Here is a 19756-nt window from a genome sequence, read left to right as displayed (position 1 = left end):
CTAATCTTTTAATTCTACAATATTCTTACGCTGGTCAGTCATCCTTTTTATCTTTTCCACATACTTATAGGCTATTGTGACAACCCCGAGGTTCGTATATCCGGCATCTTTGCCTTCATGAGTATCACTCCCCCCGGTCATCAATAAACCTAACTCATCACACATCTCAGTATACTTCTTTTGCAAAGGATAATTATGACTCGGATGAATACACTCAATTCCATCCATTCCTGCTTTTACGAATTTCTTAACTTCTTCGGTAGTATACAACCTGCCGGGGTGTGCCAATACACAGGCTCCACCCACATTCTTTACGATCTCGATCACTTCCCGATAGTCCGGATAGGTATTTTCAATGGTCCCAAGCTTTTGATTACTTAAATATCTGATAAAAGCTTCTTTAGGGCTGCTTACATATCCTTTCTGTGTGAGAACACGAGCCAGGTGAGGCCTTCCTATGTTTGCTCCATTTGCTTCTGCCCATACCTCGTCATAGTCTACATCCACACCGGCTTTTTGAACTGTGTCAATGATACCCTTGATCCTTTTACTTCTGGCTTTTCTCTGTTCACTAAGAAATTTTTCCAGGTAATCAGTGTCCGGATCAAAATAATAGGCCAGGATATGAGCTTCCTTATCGTCTATTGTTGAAGTGATCTCACACCCTGATATCAGTTCTATACCATATTCTTCAGCTTTATCTTTAGCCAGGTGATATCCCTTATAGGTATCATGATCTGTAATAGAAACAGCAGAAAGTTTCTTTTCCTTGGCAAGCTCAATAACCTCAGATGGCTTTAGTTTCCCATCTGAACAGGTGGTATGAATATGAAGATCGGCTTTAGGCAGCATCAGTTATTCCCCGGAAAGTATGTTTGTATACCGGGTTCGATCATCTATGATATTCAGAGCTTCCATAACTTCCGGATCTGTATCAAGCCCGGCTCTTACCTTGCCTGACTGTCCTTCATATCGTGATAGGATCTCAAGATACAACTGACCTTTAATATCATCAGCGGCAACGTCAAACATTAGCTCTTTCTCTTTTTCGATGGCATTCTTTAGTTGTGCCAGTTGCGACTGCGTATTTTCAACATCGCTCAGTTGCTCTGTCAGCCGTTCAAGTAGTTTTTCAGAATCTGTTGTAAACTTAAAATCTCGTTCCTGCAGAAATGCTTTGAAATCCTCAAACACAGACTCAGGCAGTACATCGTATCCAAAACTTTGATTTTGCGCTTCATATTCAGTGGCAAAATCAAAATAGGATGCCGTTTGAAGAAGAGTCACTTCCAATATACCCGGTTTCTCATCAGCTGTTTCCAGGTCAGGCTCTATGCCACGCCCCTCAAATACTACCCGTCCGTTTCTGGTTCTGAACTCGCGTCTGCTGCTGTCGGCATTCATCACAACAGCATTTCGTCCCTGATGGGTGTATTGTACGGCCTGAATACTTCTTCCACTGGGGATGTAGTACCTGGAGATGGTGATCTTCAGAGAAGTATTATAAGGCAATGGTTTGACCACCTGTACCAATCCCTTTCCAAAACTTTGTTCTCCTAATATAACAGCTCTGTCCAGATCCTGCAGAGCGCCGGCCACCACTTCGGAAGCACTGGCACTTCCTCCGTTCATTAGTACCACAACAGGCTTATCAAACATCACCGGTTCTTCGGTAGTGAATGTTTGATTATACTCAGATACCCGTCCCCTTATATCAACCACGGTTAAACCCGGTTCAACAAATTTATCGATAATGGATACCGCTTCCTGAAGTATTCCACCGGGGTTATCTCGCAGATCAAGTACAAGCCCACTTAAGTCTTTTTGCCCTGACAGATCTTCGATAGCCATTCGGATCTCTTCAGCTGAATTAGTGCCAAACTGACTTAAACGAATGTATCCTGCGTTTTCACTTTCACCGATCAATCCGGCATACGAGATATTGGAAACATCGATCCGTTCACGGGTAACAGTAAAATCAAGGGTTTGTTCCAGGCCAAACCTTCTGATGCTTAGGGTAACATCCGAACCGACCTCACCGCTTGTCAGAGTATTGACCTCCTCAGGTTGTAAACCCTCAGTGGATACCCCATCTACAGCAACAATGACATCACCTGCACGTATTCCAACTTTATCAGCCGGCCCACCCTCAACCGGTGCAACCACAACCACTTCTCCATCCCGGTAACCGGCCTCTATTCCAATACCTGCATAATTTCCGCGAGACATGATCTCAGATTGTTCATTCTGAGATTCATTGAACATAACGGTATACGGGTCCAGGGTCTCCAGCATGGCATCGATACCGTTTCGCATCAATATCTCCGGATCCACCTCATCCACATACTCCAGCGCTACATTCTCATAAGCTTTACTGAAAATGCTGAAGTTCTTTTTTATCAGGAAATAGATATCGGTTTGCTGTGCCAGGATCCCGGCAGATGCAATAGCGATAACTATCCCGGTAATAAAAAATCGTGATTTGGTCTTGTTTAAAGCCATAAAGTTTAGTTGGCTGAGATCCTAAGGGTCTGCCCTACATAAATGCGGTTACCTGAAATATTATTCAATCTCCTAAGTTCGCTAAGTCCTACGCCAAAGCTTTCAGCAATCTCGCTTAGCGTATCATTTCGGCGTACTGTATAGGTTGTATAGTTTCCATCGTTTCCTGTAGAAGCGGAAGCAATAAAGATGTTTTCGCCCCTGCGTTGTTTTCTTTCGATCTCCTGTTTCTCAGCATAACTCATATCATCAACTTTTGAATAATGAGCTAATCTGCTATTTGGAACATGGACAGTAAGGCTTTGGCCCACCCGAATCGTATTCCCGATACCATTCCAGCTTCTTACATTCCATGCACGCACATCAAACCATTCAGCTATATGCCCTACCGTATCACCTGTTTTAACTTTGTAGGTAACCGGAGTTGTATTGGCCGGTGCCGATGTCGTTCTGGATGTACTTCGGCTTGTATTAACACTACGCTGTTGATTTGTGGGCTGGTTAGCTGAGATCTGAGAAGCGCTGCCTCTCGGTAATGGCACAACGATCTTTTGTCCCGGATAAATGGTGCTGGACAAGTTTTCATTCGAACCGTAAAGACCGGCTACAGTGGTTCCGTATTTTCTTGCAATGATTCCCAACGATTCACCGCGACGAACGGTATGCATGGTAATATTCTGACTGCGATTCTCTTTAGGGATCTCATTATAAGCCGCTAAAAATTCCTGCTTATTGACATTTGCTGGCAATTTCAATGGGTATTTGTTACCCGGAGGTGTAGCCCAACGCAACAATTCGGGATTATAGTCCTTCAATTCTTCAACCGTTATTCCGGCTGCATTGGCCAGGTCTGTTAGCTCCATCAAGCCGTCAACCTCAACCACTTCATAAGAATATGCCTCACCGGGATATGATTTCTGGAAACCGAACTCTTCCGGATTCATTCCGATCATAGTTGTGGCAATGAAACCGGGCACATACCCACGGGTTTCCCTTGGCAGGTATGGATAGGCAGCCCAATAGTCTTCAACACCGCCTGCTCTGCGGATGGCACGCTTCAATCCACGCGGACTAATATTGTAATTAGCCATTGCTAAATGCCAGTCTCCCCATATATTGTAAAGGTCTTTCAGGTGACGAGCAGCGGCACGTGTCGCCTTCTCAGGGTCACGGCGTTCATCAACCCACCAGTTAACTTCAAGGCCATAAACAGATCCCGTGGCCCGAATAAACTGCCACATTCCAACTGCTGCAGCCCAGCTTCTGGCATTAGGATTTAATCCACTTTCAATAAAAGCCAGATAGGTCAGTTCCTCAGGAGCACCCTCTTCCCTGAATATTTTCCGCATCATAGGCTGATATTTAACCGCCCGGGTTAGCCATGTTTCCATCACTTCAGGGCGACGCAATGTATAATACACCAGATGGCGGTTGACCTTATCATTTTGAATAAGTGGGACGTCTGTCTTATTAAAATTCAGATCGTCAGGAAAGTCATAGTTATCAACCATCCAGCTGTCATCTTCAGAAAATAACTCTTGTTGTACTGTAAATATCTCACCTTCTGCCTCGTTCCCAGTCTCATTGATACCGTAGAATTCACGATACTCGGAAATAACTGACCTATAGAGTTCATTGAATCTTCTGTCTCCACTGATCTCAGGATATTCGTCTAATAAGTTCTGAGTAGAGCTCAGGGCATTATTGATCTGATTTTCAGCCTCCAGTGGGTCGTTCTCAACTTGTGCCTCCAGGGCTTTTACATGGATCCTATAGATGTCAGCAATGCGGCTCATTACATCCTTTTGAAAACCATCCAGTTCCTGCATGGCCGGCTGTTTCTTAATACCCTCTTCAGCCCCTAAGCCCTGCATTGGATTTTGATAATCCAGCAGCCTTAATGGCATATCATCAATATCTATGGTGATGGTTGAGTCCTGCTGCGCTTTCAAGCCCGAAGACAGAAAAGCACACACGAGTAGTACGAGTAAGGGTTTTAGTGACAAATTTTGCATGTAGATGAGTGTAGATTTTTAAATTGCGCTTTAAAGTACTAATAAATGAACTGAATTGGGAAAAATACTCACAAGACGAAAAACGGCAACATGCCTAAATAATTACCTGTTGACCGATATCTTACGATCGGCAGTGAGTTTCTTTTCCTGCCCGGTCCATTGCTGAACCAAAGGCCATCTGCGTCCCGTGCCAAATGCCTTGACCGACATTTTTAATCCGGGAGGTGCCTGGAATCTCTTGTGTTCATTGAGATCCACCAATCTGATCACTTTATCCACCAGTTCGCCGTCGAAACCGGCTTGAATGATCTCCTCTCTTGAACATTGCTGTTCGATGTAATATCTGAGAATACTATCTAAAGTTCCATAATCAGGTAAAGAATCTGAATCTTTTTGGTCCGGCCTTAATTCAGCACTTGGAGGCTTGTTGATAATACTTTCAGGAATGATCTCATCCTTATAGTATTCTTCATTCAACCACCTGCTGATGTTATAAACTTCTGTCTTGTACAGGTCAGAGATCACTGAAAGTCCACCGGCCATATCGCCGTAAAGTGTACAATAACCCACAGCCATTTCTGATTTGTTTCCGGTATTCAAGAGCATATAACCGAATTTGTTAGCCAAAGCCATCAGGATCACCCCTCTCGACCGGCTTTGAAGATTTTCTTCAGCAACACCGAATTCCGTTCCCTCAAAGTATGTCTCCAGTGCATTAGTAAATGCTCCGTATAGATCCTCAATAGGGATCTCAAGCATCTCGATCCCAAGGTTACCTGCCAGGATCTCCGAATCACTGATACTGCCTTCCGTCGAGAATTCAGAGGGCATGGTCACTGCAATTACATTGTCAGCACCCAGGGCCTCCTTTGCAATTACAGCTGTCAAAGCAGAATCGATCCCACCACTCAGTCCCAGAATTACCTTATCAGCAGCTTTTGATTTAGACAGGTAATCTTTTACTCCGGTAACCAACCCTTCAAAAACAGCTCTTTCCATGAACGGGTTTTTAAGGTTTTCCGAAACGTCCGTGATCGCAGTAATTGAATTTTTAACGGGATCCAGTTCCACATCTACAATATCCTCCACAAAACGCCGTGAACGAGCAATAAGAGTACCCGCCCCGTCAAAGGCCAGAGAATCACCATCAAAAACCAGTTCAGTTTGTGCCCCTACCAGATTTACATACAACAGGGGTAGCTCAAGTTTCAATGCATGCTTCTGAAGCATATTTTTTCGGGTAACCGGTTTGTTCTTGTTGAAAGGGGAAGCTGAAATATTAATAATAACCTCAGCTCCCTTTTCCGCAAGTATCTCAGCCGGATTCACATCATAGGTGTGATATTGAATATCATTGTCGTTGTACCAAATGTCTTCACAAATTGTGATGCCCATTTTTACCCCGTTTATCCCAACGGTGTGAAATTCAGTTCCGGGCTCAAAGTACCTGAGGTCATCAAACACATCATAGGTAGGAAGCAGGGCTTTGTGTACCCGGTCGATCTCTTCACCATTTTGAGCAACGATCGCTGAATTATAAATACCCCTGCCCATCTTGATGGGATTCTCGGTTACAGATCCAAATACCACAGCCGTTCTACCCGTTGCTTCAATGATCTCACGATTCACCTGATAGATAAGGTCTCGGAATATCTGTCGTTCAAGCAGGTCCATTGGTGGGTACCCACATGTGACTAACTCAGGTAATAAAAGCAGTTCAATTCCATCATCTTCGGCGTTTTCTATGCTTCTTAGAATGCGATCCTTGTTTCCACTCAGATCACCGATAATCGGATTTATTTGTTCAAGTCTTATTCGCACGGTCTTCTAAAATTTATTAAGCATATAAGATAAGGAGATATAGTGAGAGTTGAGAGTTAGCCAATAGGATCTCGCACAATTAGCTTATTGCCATCCCTTACCGGATGTATACGGTTTTGGCATTCACAAATTCTCTTATTCCATAAAGGCTGAGCTCTCGTCCGTAGCCTGATTCTTTAATTCCTCCAAATGGAAGCCTGGGGTCAGATTTAACAAACTCATTGACGAAACAACAACCCGCTTCAAGTTTGGTTGCTGCGATCTGTTCTGCCTTGCTTTCATCCCGGGAAAATACAGCTGCCCCTAAACCGAACTTCGTGCTATTGGCAACTTCGATGGCCTCCTTCTCACCGTTAACCTTAATAATGGCAGCTACCGGGCCAAATAATTCTTCATCAAATGCCGGCATACCGGAGCTCACATTCTCAAGAATTGTGACGGGGTAATATGCTCCGGCACCTTCAGGTTTTAGACCTCCTAAAGTGATCTCAGCTCCATTTTCTACACTTTTCAGTACCTGATCATGCAATTCATCACGAAGATCCTGACGTGCCTGAGGTCCTATATCAGTATCCTCATCAAACGGATCCCCAACTTTTTTGGATCTCATTATCTTTGTGAATTCCTCCACGAACTCGTCATAGACACTTGCGGTGACCACGAATCTTTTAGCTGCTATACAGCTTTGTCCGCTATTGATGAGTCGAGAGGTTGCACAGGTTTCAGCGGCCTTTTTGATATCAGCATCTTCAAGAATGATATAGGGATCACTGCCACCCAACTCAAGTACCGTTTTCTTGAGTGTTTCACCGGCTTGAGCCGCTACCGCTTTCCCCGCTCTGGTGCTTCCGGTTAGTGTCACTGCTGCAATTCCCGGATGTTGAATAACTTCTTTCATTCCGGTTTTGTCACGGATTATCGTTCTGAAAAGGTCTTTTGGGATCCCGGCATCATGAATGATCTTTTCTATCTCCAGGGCACATCCGGTAGTATTTTCGGAATGTTTTAAGAGGGCACCATTACCCGCCATGAGTGCAGGAGCTGCAAACCGAAACAACTGCCAAAAGGGAAAATTCCATGGCATAATGGCTAATACAACTCCTAATGGGTTGAACGTGACATAGCTTTTGGAAGCATCCGTTTCGATAGGATCATTTTCAAGAAAGGCCTCTGCATTGTCTGCATAATACTCACACACCCAGGCACATTTTTCAGCTTCTCCTACCCCCTGGCCTAAAGGTTTACCCATTTCTTTAGCCATTAACTCCGCCAGTTCATGCTTTCTTTCATCAAGTATATTGGCAATTTTTCGGAGGTAACCGGCTCTCACATTGAAACTCTTCTGTCTCCATTCCCTTTGTTCTTTTTCCGCATCTCGGATTATGGATCCGATCTCTTCCATATCCATTTCCTTGTACTCCTTAAGGATCTCTCCGGTGGCGGGATTTATTGTATTCATGGTCTGCCTCTTCTTATCATTTATTTATCTCTCAAACGGTTCACAGATGGTAGGAATTCCATGTGTTTGATGCTAAGAAATCTCTACTTTTCTATGATTTAGCATGCTTATTAACCGCTTTCATAATGTTATCCAATACTTCATCAAGTAGAACTTCTTCAATAATCAGAGGAGGGGCCAATCGAACCAGGGTATTTGAGTGTAGTGTCCAACCAAGTAATATCCCTTTTTCAAAACATTCCTCAACTACCTTTCGGGTGAGTTCCCAGCTTTCAAGTTGTAGCCCAAGCATAGCCCCTCTGCCACGAACTTCAGTTATACCATTACCCTTTAAGGTATTCTTGACCTTTTGTTCTATCTCCAGGGCCCGATCAAGGTAATTACCGTTCAGTAATTCTTTCAGGTTAGCATAGGCAGCAGCCGAAGAAACCGGATGTCCACCAAATGTTGTTACATGATTCAAAGGCGGATCATATTTGAAGCTCTGAAATATCTCTTTTGAGGATACAAAGCCACCGATGGGCATGCCTCCTCCCATGGCTTTGGCAATACATAATATATCGGGAACTACTTCAAGATCCTGAAAAGCAAAAAGCTTACCTGTACGACCAAATCCACTTTGGATCTCATCAAAGATCAGCAAGGCACCAACTTCATCACATCTATTTCTTATCTCCCGGAGCCACTTACTTTGGGCGGGAATTATGCCACCTTCCCCCTGAATCGGTTCCATGATCACAGCAGCTGTCTCTTCATCAATCAGGGATAGATTTTCAAACGAATTGAAATCCAAAAAGTGTACATCCGGTAGCAAGGGCAAATACGGATCGCGATAGACGTCCCTGCCTGTGACACTTAAGGACCCATGCGTATCACCATGGTAACTGTTCGTGAACCCGATCAGTTTGGTTCTTCCGGTATACTTCTTGGCAAGTTTCAAGGCCCCTTCAGTGGCTTCAGTGCCTGAATTGACCAAATATATCTGCTCCAGTTTTTTTGGAAGATTAGATATCAAAAGTTCAGCAAAATCCACCTGTGGCTTTTGCACGAACTCTCCATACACCATCACATGTAAATGTTTATCAACCTGTTCATGAATGGCCTGTACAACTTTAGGATGCCTGTGACCTAAACTGCTCACCGCTATACCTGATATGAAATCGGTAAACCGCCGGCCGTCAGTCGTGTAAATGAATGGGCCTTCTGCATGACTGACTTCAAGTCCCAACGGGGCGTCACTTGTCTGGGCTATATGTCTTAGAAATTTATTTAGCACGTTTCAGGCCTTTATTCTATAGATTTGTAAAAGAGTGACTGATATATAATGGTTAAACCTCAGAATGCGGATCTTTACAATTCAAGTCCATCATTTCCATTCTTCCAGTAGTTTAAGGAATTCTCGTTGAATAGCCTTCCCTCTATCTTTGGCGTACCATAGGTGAAGGTTTTGAACGGCTATTTTATTTGGGGTATCAGGATCATTCTTACCCTTCCAATACAATTCATTAGCCTCAAAAGGCCGTGGCCCCCAAGTGCCTAATACTCCGCCGGTTTGTTTGTCGATCGCGATCAGTTTAGGAACTGAACGTGCACCGTTCGTTAGAAATTGATCCATCACATCAAGGTTCTGATCCCTTAAAATGACCTTCAGCTCAATTTTATCACTTTCCTCAGCCATCTTATTAATGAAAGGAAGAGTTTGTGCACCGTCTCCACACCAGCCTTCATTGATCACCAGCCAGGTCATCTCTCTTTCAACTTGTTTCAGTTTATTTTTCAGCTCATTGGTTAGCTTTCCACGCCTATCCCATCGGTCAGACCGCTGCATATACATTTTTGTATAATCCAGCATATTCTGGCGGTTATCTTCGTTGGTTGTTCGATCCTGATCGTACAATTCTTTTATCTGTTCATTGAACTCCTCATAAGTATAAGCGGTGTTCAATATTTTATCAGAAATCAGTGTTTTTGTAACATCCTGCATTTATAGACCTCTTTTAATCAGTCAGTAAGTTAAAAAAACCTCTTTTGAATAGTTATTGATTGTATAAATAACACCGATCTGTTTATCAGATCATTCCAATAATGACTATTCGAACAAAATGATTAGCTATAAGTAGATCAGGAGCTTTATGAAAAGGTTAAAATCTTGTTTAGTGATGAGTCAGGATGTGATCACCCAGCATGAAATTGCACAAATGCTTTCTGACCTGGGTATCGAGGTCATATACTATGCTGCATCCCTGGAAGAGACACTTGCAATTACTGCAGAACGACAGCCAACACACGCATTTCTGGATCTTGAATTTGAAACGTCCTTTTCTGACTCTTTCATTATGCATATGAAACAGATATCAAGGACAAAGATTACCCTGATCAATAGACTGGGTACAAATAATTCCGGTAAATTTAAGCTTGATGTGAAAGACAATATCTCACTTCTTAAAAAACCCGTTACCATTACTTTGCTGAATGATATTGTGCACCCGGATCTTAGTTTTGGGGCCTTGTTGGCTGAAGCTGAATCCCAGCTCAAAGAAGAAGGATACTGGCAATCCATGTCAGTATAAATGCCACAAAAGAGAGTGATGCCAGAAACTTGACCCGCATCACCATTGGGTATTCACTTTTCTTACCCTGTAATTGCCACACCGGGTACAGAATGATCAGGTAAGCCAGCATGCCGATACCGCCGAAGATAAAACCCGTCAAACCTCTGCTGAAAACGAGTGAAATAGTTAGAATAACCGTTCCCATGGGAAAAAGGCTGGCAAATAACCACTTAACTCCTTTCAAACCGAACTTTACAGCAAAGGTCTCGTCTCCACGTTTTAGATCTTCATCTGTTTGAAACACCTGGGATACCGGATAAAGACTCAATACCAGGCAAGCAACACCTAAAGCTGTAAAATCCTCAAACCATGTGATCGGATAGCCTCCTGCTGCCAGGTAACCCATGAAAAATGAGTTCATACCGGTACTGATTCCGATCGCGATCAAGCTCAGTATCGGTTTCCCTTTCCAGCGTGTCAATGGGGATGAATACAGCCAAAAAAACAACATACTGACAGCGTATATGGCCACAAAATTCCAGTTCACAGTGATCGCCCATATCAAACCAAGAAACTGTATTACTGTAGACAAAGGCCACATCCATCGCTGCATCTTTGGAGGCGATTTAAGCCCCCCGATAGGCCCCTCATCCTTGTCATGCCATGAATTATACGCGGTGGCCCCTCCAAATAACAACACATGAACATTTATAAACTGTAAACAAAACTGTGACCAATTTACATCCTCCACGATCAGTGCGGCTATCAGATAGCCACCGGAAAGTATCAATATCTGGTAATGTAGCCGGAGATGTATGAAGAAATTCAATATCTGACTCAGCATTGGCATAACCTATAATGTTGCATTTATATTTCCTCTTGTACTTTTTGTTTGAATCTAATCTTTAAATCAACGGTTTTCATTCCGTATCTTTGAAATATGCTAACTGAGACGACAACCATAAAAAATACGGAACCCATACCTGAAAATACGTGGAAGGCTGAAAAAACCATGCACGAAAACCGGGTAGACGAACTTCTGGATGATTATTTGGAAGCCCGCTCAAGACAGGAAAAAAATCCTGTCATGGATTTCTTGTTTGAATATTACGCTTTTCGGCCTTCAAATCTGAGGAAATGGTCACCCGGTATCGGGGTAAACCTTTGCTTTTCTGAATTCAATGATCTGCCGGAAATTTCAGAGATCTCCGCATCTGAAGAGACTCAAATTGCCTTTGTAGACCTAAAACATTTCCCCGATAAACGCATTTCATCGGTAAAATGGATGCTAAAGATGTTGAGAAATACACAGCAAAGTCGTCCTTCTTTTGGGTGCTTTGGAATGCATGAATGGGCTATGGTATATAAGTCAGACAATCCCCGTCACAATCAGCTACCGATGCGTATGGAGCCGGATGAGCTGGCAGAGTTCGTAGAATCACGTCCACTGCTTTGCACTCATTTTGATGCCTACCGTTTCTTCACCAAACCGGCAAGGCCCATGAATAAATTTGAGCTTTCCCGCGAGACATTTCACGAAACGGAACAACCGGGTTGCATTCATTCTAACATGGATCTTTATAAATGGGCTTTTAAAATGCACCCATGGATCCCAAGCACTCTGATTCTGCGAGCCTTTGAACTCGCCGTTGAAGCCCGGCATATCGATATGCAAGCGAGTCCCTATGACCTTAAGGAACAGGGACTCGAACCGATCAAAATTGAGACTGAATCAGGGCGAAAAATATATAAACAGAAACAAGAAATGATCTTTGAGAAAGGACTACCTATCCGGGAAAAGATCATTGACCATATGGAAAAGATCCTTCACCGGGTTGGAAGCTAATTTTATTTATTAACTATCCGCCTTTTCTCTTTCCTAAGAATGTTGATGGTACACTTTGGCTACCACTTTCCAACCATCGTCAAACTTCAACAAAGACAGGTAGTCTGTATAAACATGCTTATCCTGATGATGCAACTCTAAGGTTACTGTAGCGGCGTTACCTGATACGCTTATATTCACAAATTTCGGTTCCCATTTATTATTTTGAGGATCAAAATCCGGGTTTTGCTTTCTCTGCCTGGTACTTTCTACCCACCTTGATATCGGGTATCTGCTGATCTCGTTGCCGTTGGGTGAGAAAATGGCAAAATCTTCATGAAACGTCTCCGCCATTGCATCGGGGTCCAACTCGTTAAATGCTCCGTGTACATATCCTTTCAGAAGAACTTCCCGGATCTCCTCTACTTCTTTTATTTCAGCATTACTTTCATTCCAATTGATGCTACTAAATGCCATCAGTGTCACACTGAGAAGCAATAATGAATAGGATAAAATTGATTTTTTCATATCGTACAGATATAGTGATGATTGACCCTATTGACACGGATGACAGTGACTTTTGTTACACTTTAGGCACCCAAAGTGTTTAACATTTAAGATTCTCCGATCTCAGCCAAAGCCTTTTTTACCTCAACCACATCATCATCGCTAATTTCAAAGTGGAAAGTAGCTCTTATGGTTTGGGGACCAAAAGGGATCATTTGAATACCTTTTGTATTTAGCTTTTCAATAACCTTTTCTGCAGGTTCTTTGACCGTGTCAAATAAAAGGATATTTGTTTGCAGACTATTTAGGTCCACAGCCAGGTATTTACTGTCAAAAATGACCTGAGCCACTTCTTTTGCTCTTCGATGATCATCCTTCAGTTTATCCCAGTTATTTTCCAGTGCATGATCTGCAGCAGCTGCCAGAAGGCCTACCTGCCGCATACCTCCCCCCCACATTTTTCGATAACGCCGGGCTTTGGTAATTTGATCTTTAGAGGACAGGAGCATGGAACCAACCGGAGCACCCAAGCCTTTAGAAAAACAAACAGAAATGGTATCCGCAATTTTCCCAAAGAATTCAGGCTCAATTTCAGTAGCTGTGATCGCATTCCAGATCCGGGCTCCATCCAGGTGGATATGAAGATCTTCTTCATCAGCAAATGCTTTGATCTCGCTCAATTCTTCTTTGGTATAGCAAACTCCTCCCCCTTTATTAGTAGTGTTTTCAAGACAAATGACCTTTGTTCTGGGCTCCCAATCAAAATGACCTCTTTTAGTGTGTTCCAGAAGAGAGGTATTCAGCTTTCCGTGTCTTCCCTGCAAAGTACGAACCTGAACGCCGGACAAAGCGGATGCAGCCCCTGTTTCATAATTGAAAACATGTCCCTTTTCATCGATCAGAATCTCGTCACCGGGCTCAGTTAATATCTTGATACCCAGCTGGTTACTCATAGTACCACTCGGAACGAATAAACCCGCTTCCATACCGAACATGCGGGCTACCTTTTCCTGAAATGCGTTGACTGTCACATCCTCACCGAATACATCATCCCCCACCTCCGCTTTCATTATTGCATCAAGCATATCAGGAGTTGGTCGTGTAATGGTATCGCTTCTCAGATCTATCATATTCTTATTTTGCTTTTTCAAATTGTTGAAATATAATCAATACCTATTGTTTTAATAAAAATTGCTCACCGCTGAAACGATAAAAAAAGCAAAACTCTTTACTTTCAGCCATTGCATTTTAAAATCAGAATAACCCGATCTTGAACATAGAAGCGAAATACGACATCATTATAGCGGGCGGTGGTTTGTCAGGGTTAAGCCTTGCCTGGTACCTTGCCCAGGGAGGTTACAGTGGTGAGGTTCTTATTGTCGACTCTACCTTCGCTCCAACCAACGACAAGACCTGGTGCTTCTGGACCCAAAAAGAACCCCCATTCAAGGAGATCATATACAAGAAGTGGAATAAAAGCTGGGTATCTGTACTAGACTATAGCACTTTTAGATACATGCATTCGTTTTCGTACTACTGTATACGCAGTGGTGATTTCAGGGAATATGTACTTAGAAAAATAAAGAAGCTTAAAAACTTTACGCTTCTGGAAGAGGACATTCTGGATCTGTCATCCAATAAGAGCAAAGCTTCATTGATCACTAAAAATGGTGACACCTATCTGGCCAATTATATTTTTCAAAGTATTTTGAAACCCAGAGACCTAAAAGATGAGGATATCAAATACCCTCTAAAACAACATTTTCTGGGGTGGGAGATCAAATCGATTGAGAATACATTCGACCCGGAAACTTTTACGATCATGGATTTTGATGATGAATTTTCACCCGGTGTCGGCTTTATGTATGTACTGCCATACACCCAGCAAAAAGCATTACTTGAGTTCACCGTTTTCTCTGATGAGCTTTTAAAGAAGAAGGTGTATAAACGAAAGATCCGGCATTATCTTTACCATAATTTTGGGTTAGATAAAGACCATTATGAGATCACACGCAAGGAATATGGAGTGATCCCGATGGAAGACCGCCCCCATCATCCGTATTATGAACAAAATATCATAAATCTTGGTAGTGTAGGAGGCCAAACAAAACCTAGTACCGGTTATACATTTACCAAAGTGCAAGACTACACCCAAAAAGCGGCTCAGCAACTAATTGATGGATTACCCCCATCTCCACCCTCACCTTCAAAATTCAAGTACCGCTACTACGATCTTCTTTTACTTCATATTTTATCGAACTCCACAGAACAAAGCTTGAAGGTTTTCAGGGCTCTGTTCAGAAACAATCAGTTTGATGAAATACTGGCATTTTTGGGAGAAAGCACCACTATTCAACAGGATCTTAGGATCATGTCCTCGGTACCATATATTCCCTTCTTTAAGGCCATATGGCATAACCTTTGATCAAATTCGTTGTAGTCTAATTCGGATATGGCGGATCGATCTCATATTCCCGCTTATCCATTAAGTGATATACCGCTCTCCAATGATGATATGCTAATTTATCCAACCAGCGAATAGTATCTAAGTTAGCCAGGATCTGAATTGAAGATCCCCCGGAAAGAGCTGCCCGCTCCAGGATCTCAACCCTTCGCTTTTTCCTCATTTCTGCCAGCTTTTCTGAAATTTCAGCTAAATGATCTGCCATTCCTGTTTCCTCATGATCTGATATCCATTTTTGAGTTCTTTCGAATGACAGCTGTAGAATTACAGACATTTGAGTTGCGACCGGATCTTTTGCGATATTCTTAATGAAATGAGTATCTCTACAAGCATCCATAAGTCGAACATTATGGTCGAGAGCATGTAAGGTGGCTACATATCGGTTATAATCTGAGGTATTATCAGTTCCAACCTTGATCTCGTTCAGAAACTGACTTATCTCAATTTTAGCGAGTTCTGCCTGATTCAAAAAATTGCGGTCGACAGACAAATTACTTTCCCCTAAAGCCTTTGACAAATATTCCAATAACCCACTCAACAAATCCTGTAAACTGAGATTTACAGTTTCAATGGCCACAGATGGTATTTGCTGAACCGATCTGTCGAGCCGATGGGTCATCTGATTGTTATCCTCGGGAAACCATTTCATTACCATACTGGTAAAGAACATTCGTAAAGGCATGATGATCACAATGCCAACAAAGTTGAATGATGTATGAAAAGCAGCAACCGCAATAGCCATCTGAGCCGGGTTACCCACAACGTTCAAATAATCAGTGAACCACAGGAAAATGGGCATTACCGTTATGGCTATTATCGCTATCACTAAACCGAATACGACGTAGATAACCCCGGTTCTTATAGCAGCTGTTGATGCCCCAATTATTGCGATGAGGGCTGTAACGGAAGTCCCAAAATTCTGCCCTATCACAAGAGAGGCGGCCTGAGGAAGATCGATCGCACCTGCAAAAAGAGCTGTTAATGTAGTAGCCACTGCGGCACTTGATGACTGCATAATCACGGTCATGATCACTCCTATTAAAATAAGCAGGGCCAAACCGGAAAAGCTATTTCCTGATATAGCTGTAAAATCTATACTATCCCTCAGCCCTTCCATTCCAATTTGCAGGGTATCAATACCCATGAAGATAAGACCAAAACCTGCTATGGCCAGACCGGCATGAGCGAGTTTACCGGATGATAGCAGTTTCATCAAGGCACCGGCCCCAATTACCGGCAAGGCAATGACTGAAATACTGTACCTGAGTCCAAGAGTTGCTACGATCCAACCGGTACTTGTGGTTCCAAGTTTAGCCCCGAGCAATACGCCTATAGTTTGTGGGAAGGTAATTAGGCCGGCACTGACAAAACCGATTGTGGCCAGCGTTGTAGCACTTGATGATTGAACCAAAAAGGTTATAAGGGTTCCTGAGCCAAGGGCTGTGAATGGACCTTTTACAAACCGGCTGAGCAATACCCGTAAAGCATCACCGGCCAGATTCTTTAATCCATCGGTCAGCAGGGTCATACCCAGTAAAAATAAACCAATTCCTCCAACCAACGTAAGTATCATAAAGCTGATGTTTTGTGGCTGCCCGATTCAACATAGCTAATGCTAATTAATAATGGTAGCCCTATTTGATCCACTTCGTAAATAGTCGAATAGAATGACCCGGCCTGAAAGTTTTACCTGAATAATTTCCGCGCAAATTTCGAAACGATATCCCTCTCTCTTCCATTTTAATTAATGAATTCAAATAAAGGCTAATAAGTCATGCAAAAAGAGACGCTTAAAACTTATACAACTGACCTTTTAACTTTGATCAAACACACTCATAAAGCTGTCAAAACGCAGCAAACATCCTCAAAGCTCAGTGATCCTAAAGCCAGTGACCTGTTGCATAATATTGATCTGACTCTTAGTGAACAGTTGGAACAACTAAATGAGAGGGATGACCTACTCAATGACGGAACTAAAAGTACGATCAAGAAATCCTTAGCAAGCTTTACCGGAGCGATCGCCGGTGCTATTGATACTCAGAGCAACGATGCCGTTTCTAAAATGCTTCGTGACGATTATACGGCACTCGGTATGATTGCCACCGGTTATACCATGTTGCATACAGCAGCCCTGGGGGCCGAAGATGAGAACCTTGCTAATTTTACTAAGGAAAGTCTGACCCAAATAGCAGCTCTCATCACACAGACAAGTGAGGTCATACCGCATGTTGTTGCAGATGAGTTAGATATCAGTGAAGTGGCAGAACAAGCTGAAACTAATACTCAGGAATGCTGGAACCCTGAAAACTACCTACAGGAAGCCTGATCAGAAATCAAGATATGGTAAACTAATTTATGCCCGGTTTGGCCGGGCATTTCTATTTTGTGAACAGATATTGAGATAGGATCGCCATTACGGCTGTCTCAGCTCGCAAACGGTGGGTCCCCAAAGTGATCAATTGTGATCTCCGGTCTTTGGCTATTTGTACCTCTCTTTCCGAAAAACCACCTTCAGGCCCCACCATAAATAGATTATTTGATTCGATCAATTCGGATGGTTCTTCTGCTTCAGCCTGCATATACGCCATGATCGGTTTATGATCTTCGTAATGGTCCAATACTTCATCGAGAGAGTCAATAAATACGACCTTTGGCAACCAAAAGCGTTTACTCTGCTTAAATGCACTTAGTGCGATCGTTTGGATCCGTTCTTTGTTTATCCTGGAGCGCTCTGAATGATCCGCATGAAAGATACAGACCTCCCATGCCCCCAGTTCAACGGCTTTTTCAACCGCAAATTCCAGACGATCCCGCTTTTTGATCGCTCCAAATGCAACCACTTTTTTAATGTCTGGCTGAGGTTCATGAATGGTTTCAGTGATTCGTCCGGTGATCTTAGTTTTATTGATCTCAGTCACTTCAGACTCGTAGATGTTACCCAGGCCATCAGATGCATATAGTGTATCACCAACCCTGGATCTCATGACTTTTGCGGCATGTTTTGCCTCTTGATCCTGTAATTCTAAAAAACCATTGACGATGGAAGCGGGTTCTGTGTAGAAAAGATTTTCAATTTCCATGATCTGATCTCCGCATATTGCGGTTATTATAATATTAAACTTATTACTCTGTTTTAGAACCTCTCCTATAATAAGCACCGGGTTCGAAAGAGGTCTCCCCTGTCTTCAGCATCAATTCAATATATGGGGCACATAATCCGCATCCGCAACTGCAGTACTTTTGCTCCTGAAGTTCCCTGACCGATTTTATATTGTTTTCCTTGACGTATGCCTTGATCTCACTGAAATCCTTATTGTGGCAGATACATTTTGATACGGAAAACTGATTCATCCTTCTCTGAAATGCTTACCCAGTTTCAGATCCTGTCCCTGATAATTACTGTCGATCTCATCTCCATATACAAAATCCGGTTGTTCTGCATTGGGCTCGAACTGCATGCTGAAAAGGGTTTGCCCATCCTCGATCATAAAAGGAACATCATGTGAACGCACTTCCAGTACAGCCCGTGCCCCCTTGTCCTCAACTGAACCGCCAAAACCACTATCAAAGAATCCGGCATAGTGTGTTCTGAGTTCTCCCGAACCGGTATCATAGGCCATCATCTCGCAAGCAAGGTGAGCCGGGATACGGATCCGTTCTTTGGAAGCAAAAATATAAAAAGCTTCCGGTTCAAGGATCAGCTGGTGATTGGGCTGAGCGTAGATCGGCTCCCAAAAATCGTTTACCTCGTAATATCCTATCTTATCAAGATCTATATAGTCATTGTGCTTTTTGGCTTTATAGCCAATGATCTCCCCTTTTTTTGCTTTCAGGTCTACACTCATGAACAAACCCTGATTCACTTTGATCTTTTCCATACTGACCGGAACCCGGTTTTCATCAAAAAGTAATGGATCTGAGGCATGGACCCGTAGAATATCCTGATCCGGGATCACTTCAAACCCATGCCGAACCCGAAGTTGATTGAGTCGCTGCCCTGTTTTCACTTTGATTGGAAATGACTTTGGAACCACCTCCAGGTATAGGTTTCCATTATATCCGGGTGTGATCTCCTCAAAGCGGTGCGAATAATCTGTGATCACACGTGTAAATACATCCAGGCGTCCCGTGGAACTCTTGGGGTTGGCCTTAGCTGAAAGGTTCTCGATGCTGCCAAGTTTGATCTCATTTTCCTTTTCATCGAATAAACTCTTCTGAACGGTATTGTTAGACTGCGGCAGTTCTAGTCTTTCGAGCAATGGTATGATATACACACAATTTTGTTCCAGGACGGCGCCCTTGGTTATCGGCACCTCATACATCTTCAGTTTGGATACCTTTTCCTCAACCGTTTCTGTTTCCGGCAGAAAGCTGCACCGCACCCGGTAAGCCACTTTACCCAATCTCAGATCAATGGAGTTTGGCTGAAACTGATCTTCCTCGATCGGATAATCAGGGTTCGACCTGATAATACCCATCTTATGAAGCATCTTTAACTTCTGAACCGGCAGTATTCCTTTGGTGCGCAGCTGAACTTCTTTCGGCATGTGTGACATCTGTGATTAACTACTTAATTTCAAAAGAAGATAACGAGGCAGGCTGAATATTCAA

At 42.9% G+C, this 19756-nt stretch carries 18 protein-coding genes; 4 read left to right on the top strand and 14 right to left on the bottom strand.

The window, feature by feature from the left end; genetic code table 11:
* The 7 genes from AC13FX_RS08020 to AC13FX_RS07990 form a co-directional block, all read right to left on the bottom strand.
* A complete protein-coding gene (locus tag AC13FX_RS08020) occupies nucleotides 1–852 on the bottom strand; it encodes a PHP domain-containing protein (RefSeq protein WP_482880028.1) in 852 nt (283 codons plus the stop codon).
* Between the two features lie 3 nt (nucleotides 853–855).
* A complete protein-coding gene (locus AC13FX_RS08015) occupies nucleotides 856–2502 on the bottom strand; it encodes a S41 family peptidase (RefSeq protein WP_482880027.1) in 1647 nt (548 codons plus the stop codon).
* Nucleotides 2503–2507: 5 nt separating this feature from the next.
* Nucleotides 2508–4454 (bottom strand): LysM peptidoglycan-binding domain-containing protein, encoded by a 1947-nt coding sequence (locus AC13FX_RS08010; protein WP_482880026.1) that lies wholly within the window; start codon nucleotides 4452–4454, stop codon nucleotides 2508–2510.
* Nucleotides 4455–4619: 165 nt separating this feature from the next.
* Nucleotides 4620–6338 carry an NAD+ synthase gene (locus AC13FX_RS08005; protein ID WP_482880025.1) on the bottom strand — a complete coding sequence of 573 codons (1719 nt, stop codon included), beginning with the start codon at nucleotides 6336–6338 and terminating at the stop codon, nucleotides 4620–4622.
* 97 nt (nucleotides 6339–6435) lie between these two features.
* Nucleotides 6436–7797 carry an NAD-dependent succinate-semialdehyde dehydrogenase gene (locus AC13FX_RS08000; RefSeq protein WP_482880024.1) on the bottom strand — a complete coding sequence of 454 codons (1362 nt, stop codon included), beginning with the start codon at nucleotides 7795–7797 and terminating at the stop codon, nucleotides 6436–6438.
* A 91-nt stretch (nucleotides 7798–7888) separates the two neighbouring features.
* Nucleotides 7889–9073, bottom strand: coding sequence for an aspartate aminotransferase family protein (locus AC13FX_RS07995; RefSeq protein ID WP_482880023.1), 1185 nt, complete (start codon nucleotides 9071–9073; stop codon nucleotides 7889–7891).
* Between the two features lie 90 nt (nucleotides 9074–9163).
* A complete protein-coding gene (locus AC13FX_RS07990; RefSeq protein ID WP_482880022.1) occupies nucleotides 9164–9781 on the bottom strand; it encodes a thioredoxin family protein in 618 nt (205 codons plus the stop codon).
* A gap of 148 nt (nucleotides 9782–9929) precedes the next feature.
* Here AC13FX_RS07990 and AC13FX_RS07985 point away from each other — a divergent pair, with 148 nt between their 5' ends.
* Complete coding sequence (locus AC13FX_RS07985; RefSeq protein ID WP_482880021.1) at nucleotides 9930–10367, top strand: response regulator; 438 nt, start codon at nucleotides 9930–9932, stop codon at nucleotides 10365–10367.
* Here the strand turns inward: AC13FX_RS07985 and AC13FX_RS07980 are convergent.
* On the bottom strand, nucleotides 10330–11193 hold the full coding sequence (locus tag AC13FX_RS07980) for a UbiA family prenyltransferase (RefSeq protein ID WP_482880020.1): 864 nt from the start codon (nucleotides 11191–11193) through the stop codon (nucleotides 10330–10332). The two genes, AC13FX_RS07985 and AC13FX_RS07980, sit on opposite strands and share 38 nt — an antisense overlap.
* Nucleotides 11194–11289: 96 nt before the next feature.
* On the opposite strand from AC13FX_RS07980, the gene AC13FX_RS07975 reads away from it, so the two are divergent.
* The gene (locus tag AC13FX_RS07975) at nucleotides 11290–12195 is read left to right on the top strand and encodes a 3-methyladenine DNA glycosylase (protein ID WP_482880019.1); all 906 of its coding nucleotides are present in this window, start codon (nucleotides 11290–11292) and stop codon (nucleotides 12193–12195) included.
* A 33-nt stretch (nucleotides 12196–12228) separates the two neighbouring features.
* On the opposite strand, the gene AC13FX_RS07970 is transcribed toward AC13FX_RS07975, so the two are convergent.
* Nucleotides 12229–12702, bottom strand: a complete 474-nt coding sequence (locus AC13FX_RS07970; protein ID WP_482880018.1) for a nuclear transport factor 2 family protein — start codon at nucleotides 12700–12702, stop codon at nucleotides 12229–12231.
* Between the two features lie 86 nt (nucleotides 12703–12788).
* On the bottom strand, nucleotides 12789–13832 hold the full coding sequence (locus tag AC13FX_RS07965; protein ID WP_482880017.1) for a threonine aldolase family protein: 1044 nt from the start codon (nucleotides 13830–13832) through the stop codon (nucleotides 12789–12791).
* A gap of 119 nt (nucleotides 13833–13951) precedes the next feature.
* On the opposite strand from AC13FX_RS07965, the gene AC13FX_RS07960 reads away from it, so the two are divergent.
* Entirely contained in the window at nucleotides 13952–15106 is a 1155-nt protein-coding gene (locus tag AC13FX_RS07960) for a lycopene cyclase family protein (protein WP_482880016.1), read from the top strand.
* Nucleotides 15107–15122: 16 nt separating this feature from the next.
* Here AC13FX_RS07960 and AC13FX_RS07955 read toward each other — a convergent pair whose 3' ends face one another.
* Nucleotides 15123–16718 (bottom strand): Na/Pi cotransporter family protein, encoded by a 1596-nt coding sequence (locus AC13FX_RS07955; protein ID WP_482880015.1) that lies wholly within the window; start codon nucleotides 16716–16718, stop codon nucleotides 15123–15125.
* A 201-nt stretch (nucleotides 16719–16919) separates the two neighbouring features.
* Between AC13FX_RS07955 and AC13FX_RS07950 the strand changes: the two genes are divergently transcribed.
* Nucleotides 16920–17471 carry a hypothetical protein gene (locus AC13FX_RS07950; protein ID WP_482880014.1) on the top strand — a complete coding sequence of 184 codons (552 nt, stop codon included), beginning with the start codon at nucleotides 16920–16922 and terminating at the stop codon, nucleotides 17469–17471.
* 52 nt (nucleotides 17472–17523) lie between these two features.
* Here AC13FX_RS07950 and AC13FX_RS07945 read toward each other — a convergent pair whose 3' ends face one another.
* From AC13FX_RS07945 to AC13FX_RS07935, 3 genes are read right to left on the bottom strand one after another with little or no spacing between them, the layout of a single operon-like run.
* Complete coding sequence (locus AC13FX_RS07945) at nucleotides 17524–18225, bottom strand: RsmE family RNA methyltransferase (protein ID WP_482880013.1); 702 nt, start codon at nucleotides 18223–18225, stop codon at nucleotides 17524–17526.
* Between the two features lie 43 nt (nucleotides 18226–18268).
* On the bottom strand, nucleotides 18269–18496 hold the full coding sequence (locus AC13FX_RS07940) for a hypothetical protein (RefSeq protein ID WP_482880012.1): 228 nt from the start codon (nucleotides 18494–18496) through the stop codon (nucleotides 18269–18271).
* A complete protein-coding gene (locus tag AC13FX_RS07935) occupies nucleotides 18493–19692 on the bottom strand; it encodes a 2'-deoxycytidine 5'-triphosphate deaminase (protein WP_482880011.1) in 1200 nt (399 codons plus the stop codon). The genes AC13FX_RS07940 and AC13FX_RS07935 overlap by 4 nt, the downstream gene beginning before the upstream one ends.
* Between the last annotated feature and the right edge of the window lie 64 nt (nucleotides 19693–19756).

The sequence above is a fragment of the Gracilimonas sp. B-17 genome, assembly GCF_056857935.1.
The sequence above is the reverse complement of the archived record's forward strand: the minus strand, read 5'-3'. Positions and strand labels throughout refer to the sequence as shown.

Excerpts from the sequence above, each read along its gene's own strand:
- AC13FX_RS08000 (WP_482880024.1), bottom strand. The coding sequence starts at position 7,797 with ATGAATACAATAAATCCCGCCACCGGAGAGATCCTTAAGGAGTACAAG.
- AC13FX_RS07940 (WP_482880012.1), bottom strand. The coding sequence starts at position 18,496 with ATGAATCAGTTTTCCGTATCAAAATGTATCTGCCACAATAAGGATTTC.
- AC13FX_RS07985 (WP_482880021.1), top strand. The coding sequence starts at position 9,930 with ATGAAAAGGTTAAAATCTTGTTTAGTGATGAGTCAGGATGTGATCACC.
- AC13FX_RS08020 (WP_482880028.1), bottom strand. The coding sequence starts at position 852 with ATGCTGCCTAAAGCCGATCTTCATATTCATACCACCTGTTCAGATGGG.
- AC13FX_RS07990 (WP_482880022.1), bottom strand. The coding sequence starts at position 9,781 with ATGCAGGATGTTACAAAAACACTGATTTCTGATAAAATATTGAACACC.
- AC13FX_RS07975 (WP_482880019.1), top strand. The coding sequence starts at position 11,290 with ATGCTAACTGAGACGACAACCATAAAAAATACGGAACCCATACCTGAA.
- AC13FX_RS07950 (WP_482880014.1), top strand. The coding sequence starts at position 16,920 with ATGCAAAAAGAGACGCTTAAAACTTATACAACTGACCTTTTAACTTTG.
- AC13FX_RS07970 (WP_482880018.1), bottom strand. The coding sequence starts at position 12,702 with ATGAAAAAATCAATTTTATCCTATTCATTATTGCTTCTCAGTGTGACA.
- AC13FX_RS08015 (WP_482880027.1), bottom strand. The coding sequence starts at position 2,502 with ATGGCTTTAAACAAGACCAAATCACGATTTTTTATTACCGGGATAGTT.
- AC13FX_RS07980 (WP_482880020.1), bottom strand. The coding sequence starts at position 11,193 with ATGCTGAGTCAGATATTGAATTTCTTCATACATCTCCGGCTACATTAC.
- AC13FX_RS07955 (WP_482880015.1), bottom strand. The coding sequence starts at position 16,718 with ATGATACTTACGTTGGTTGGAGGAATTGGTTTATTTTTACTGGGTATG.
- AC13FX_RS07945 (WP_482880013.1), bottom strand. The coding sequence starts at position 18,225 with ATGGAAATTGAAAATCTTTTCTACACAGAACCCGCTTCCATCGTCAAT.
- AC13FX_RS07935 (WP_482880011.1), bottom strand. The coding sequence starts at position 19,692 with ATGCCGAAAGAAGTTCAGCTGCGCACCAAAGGAATACTGCCGGTTCAG.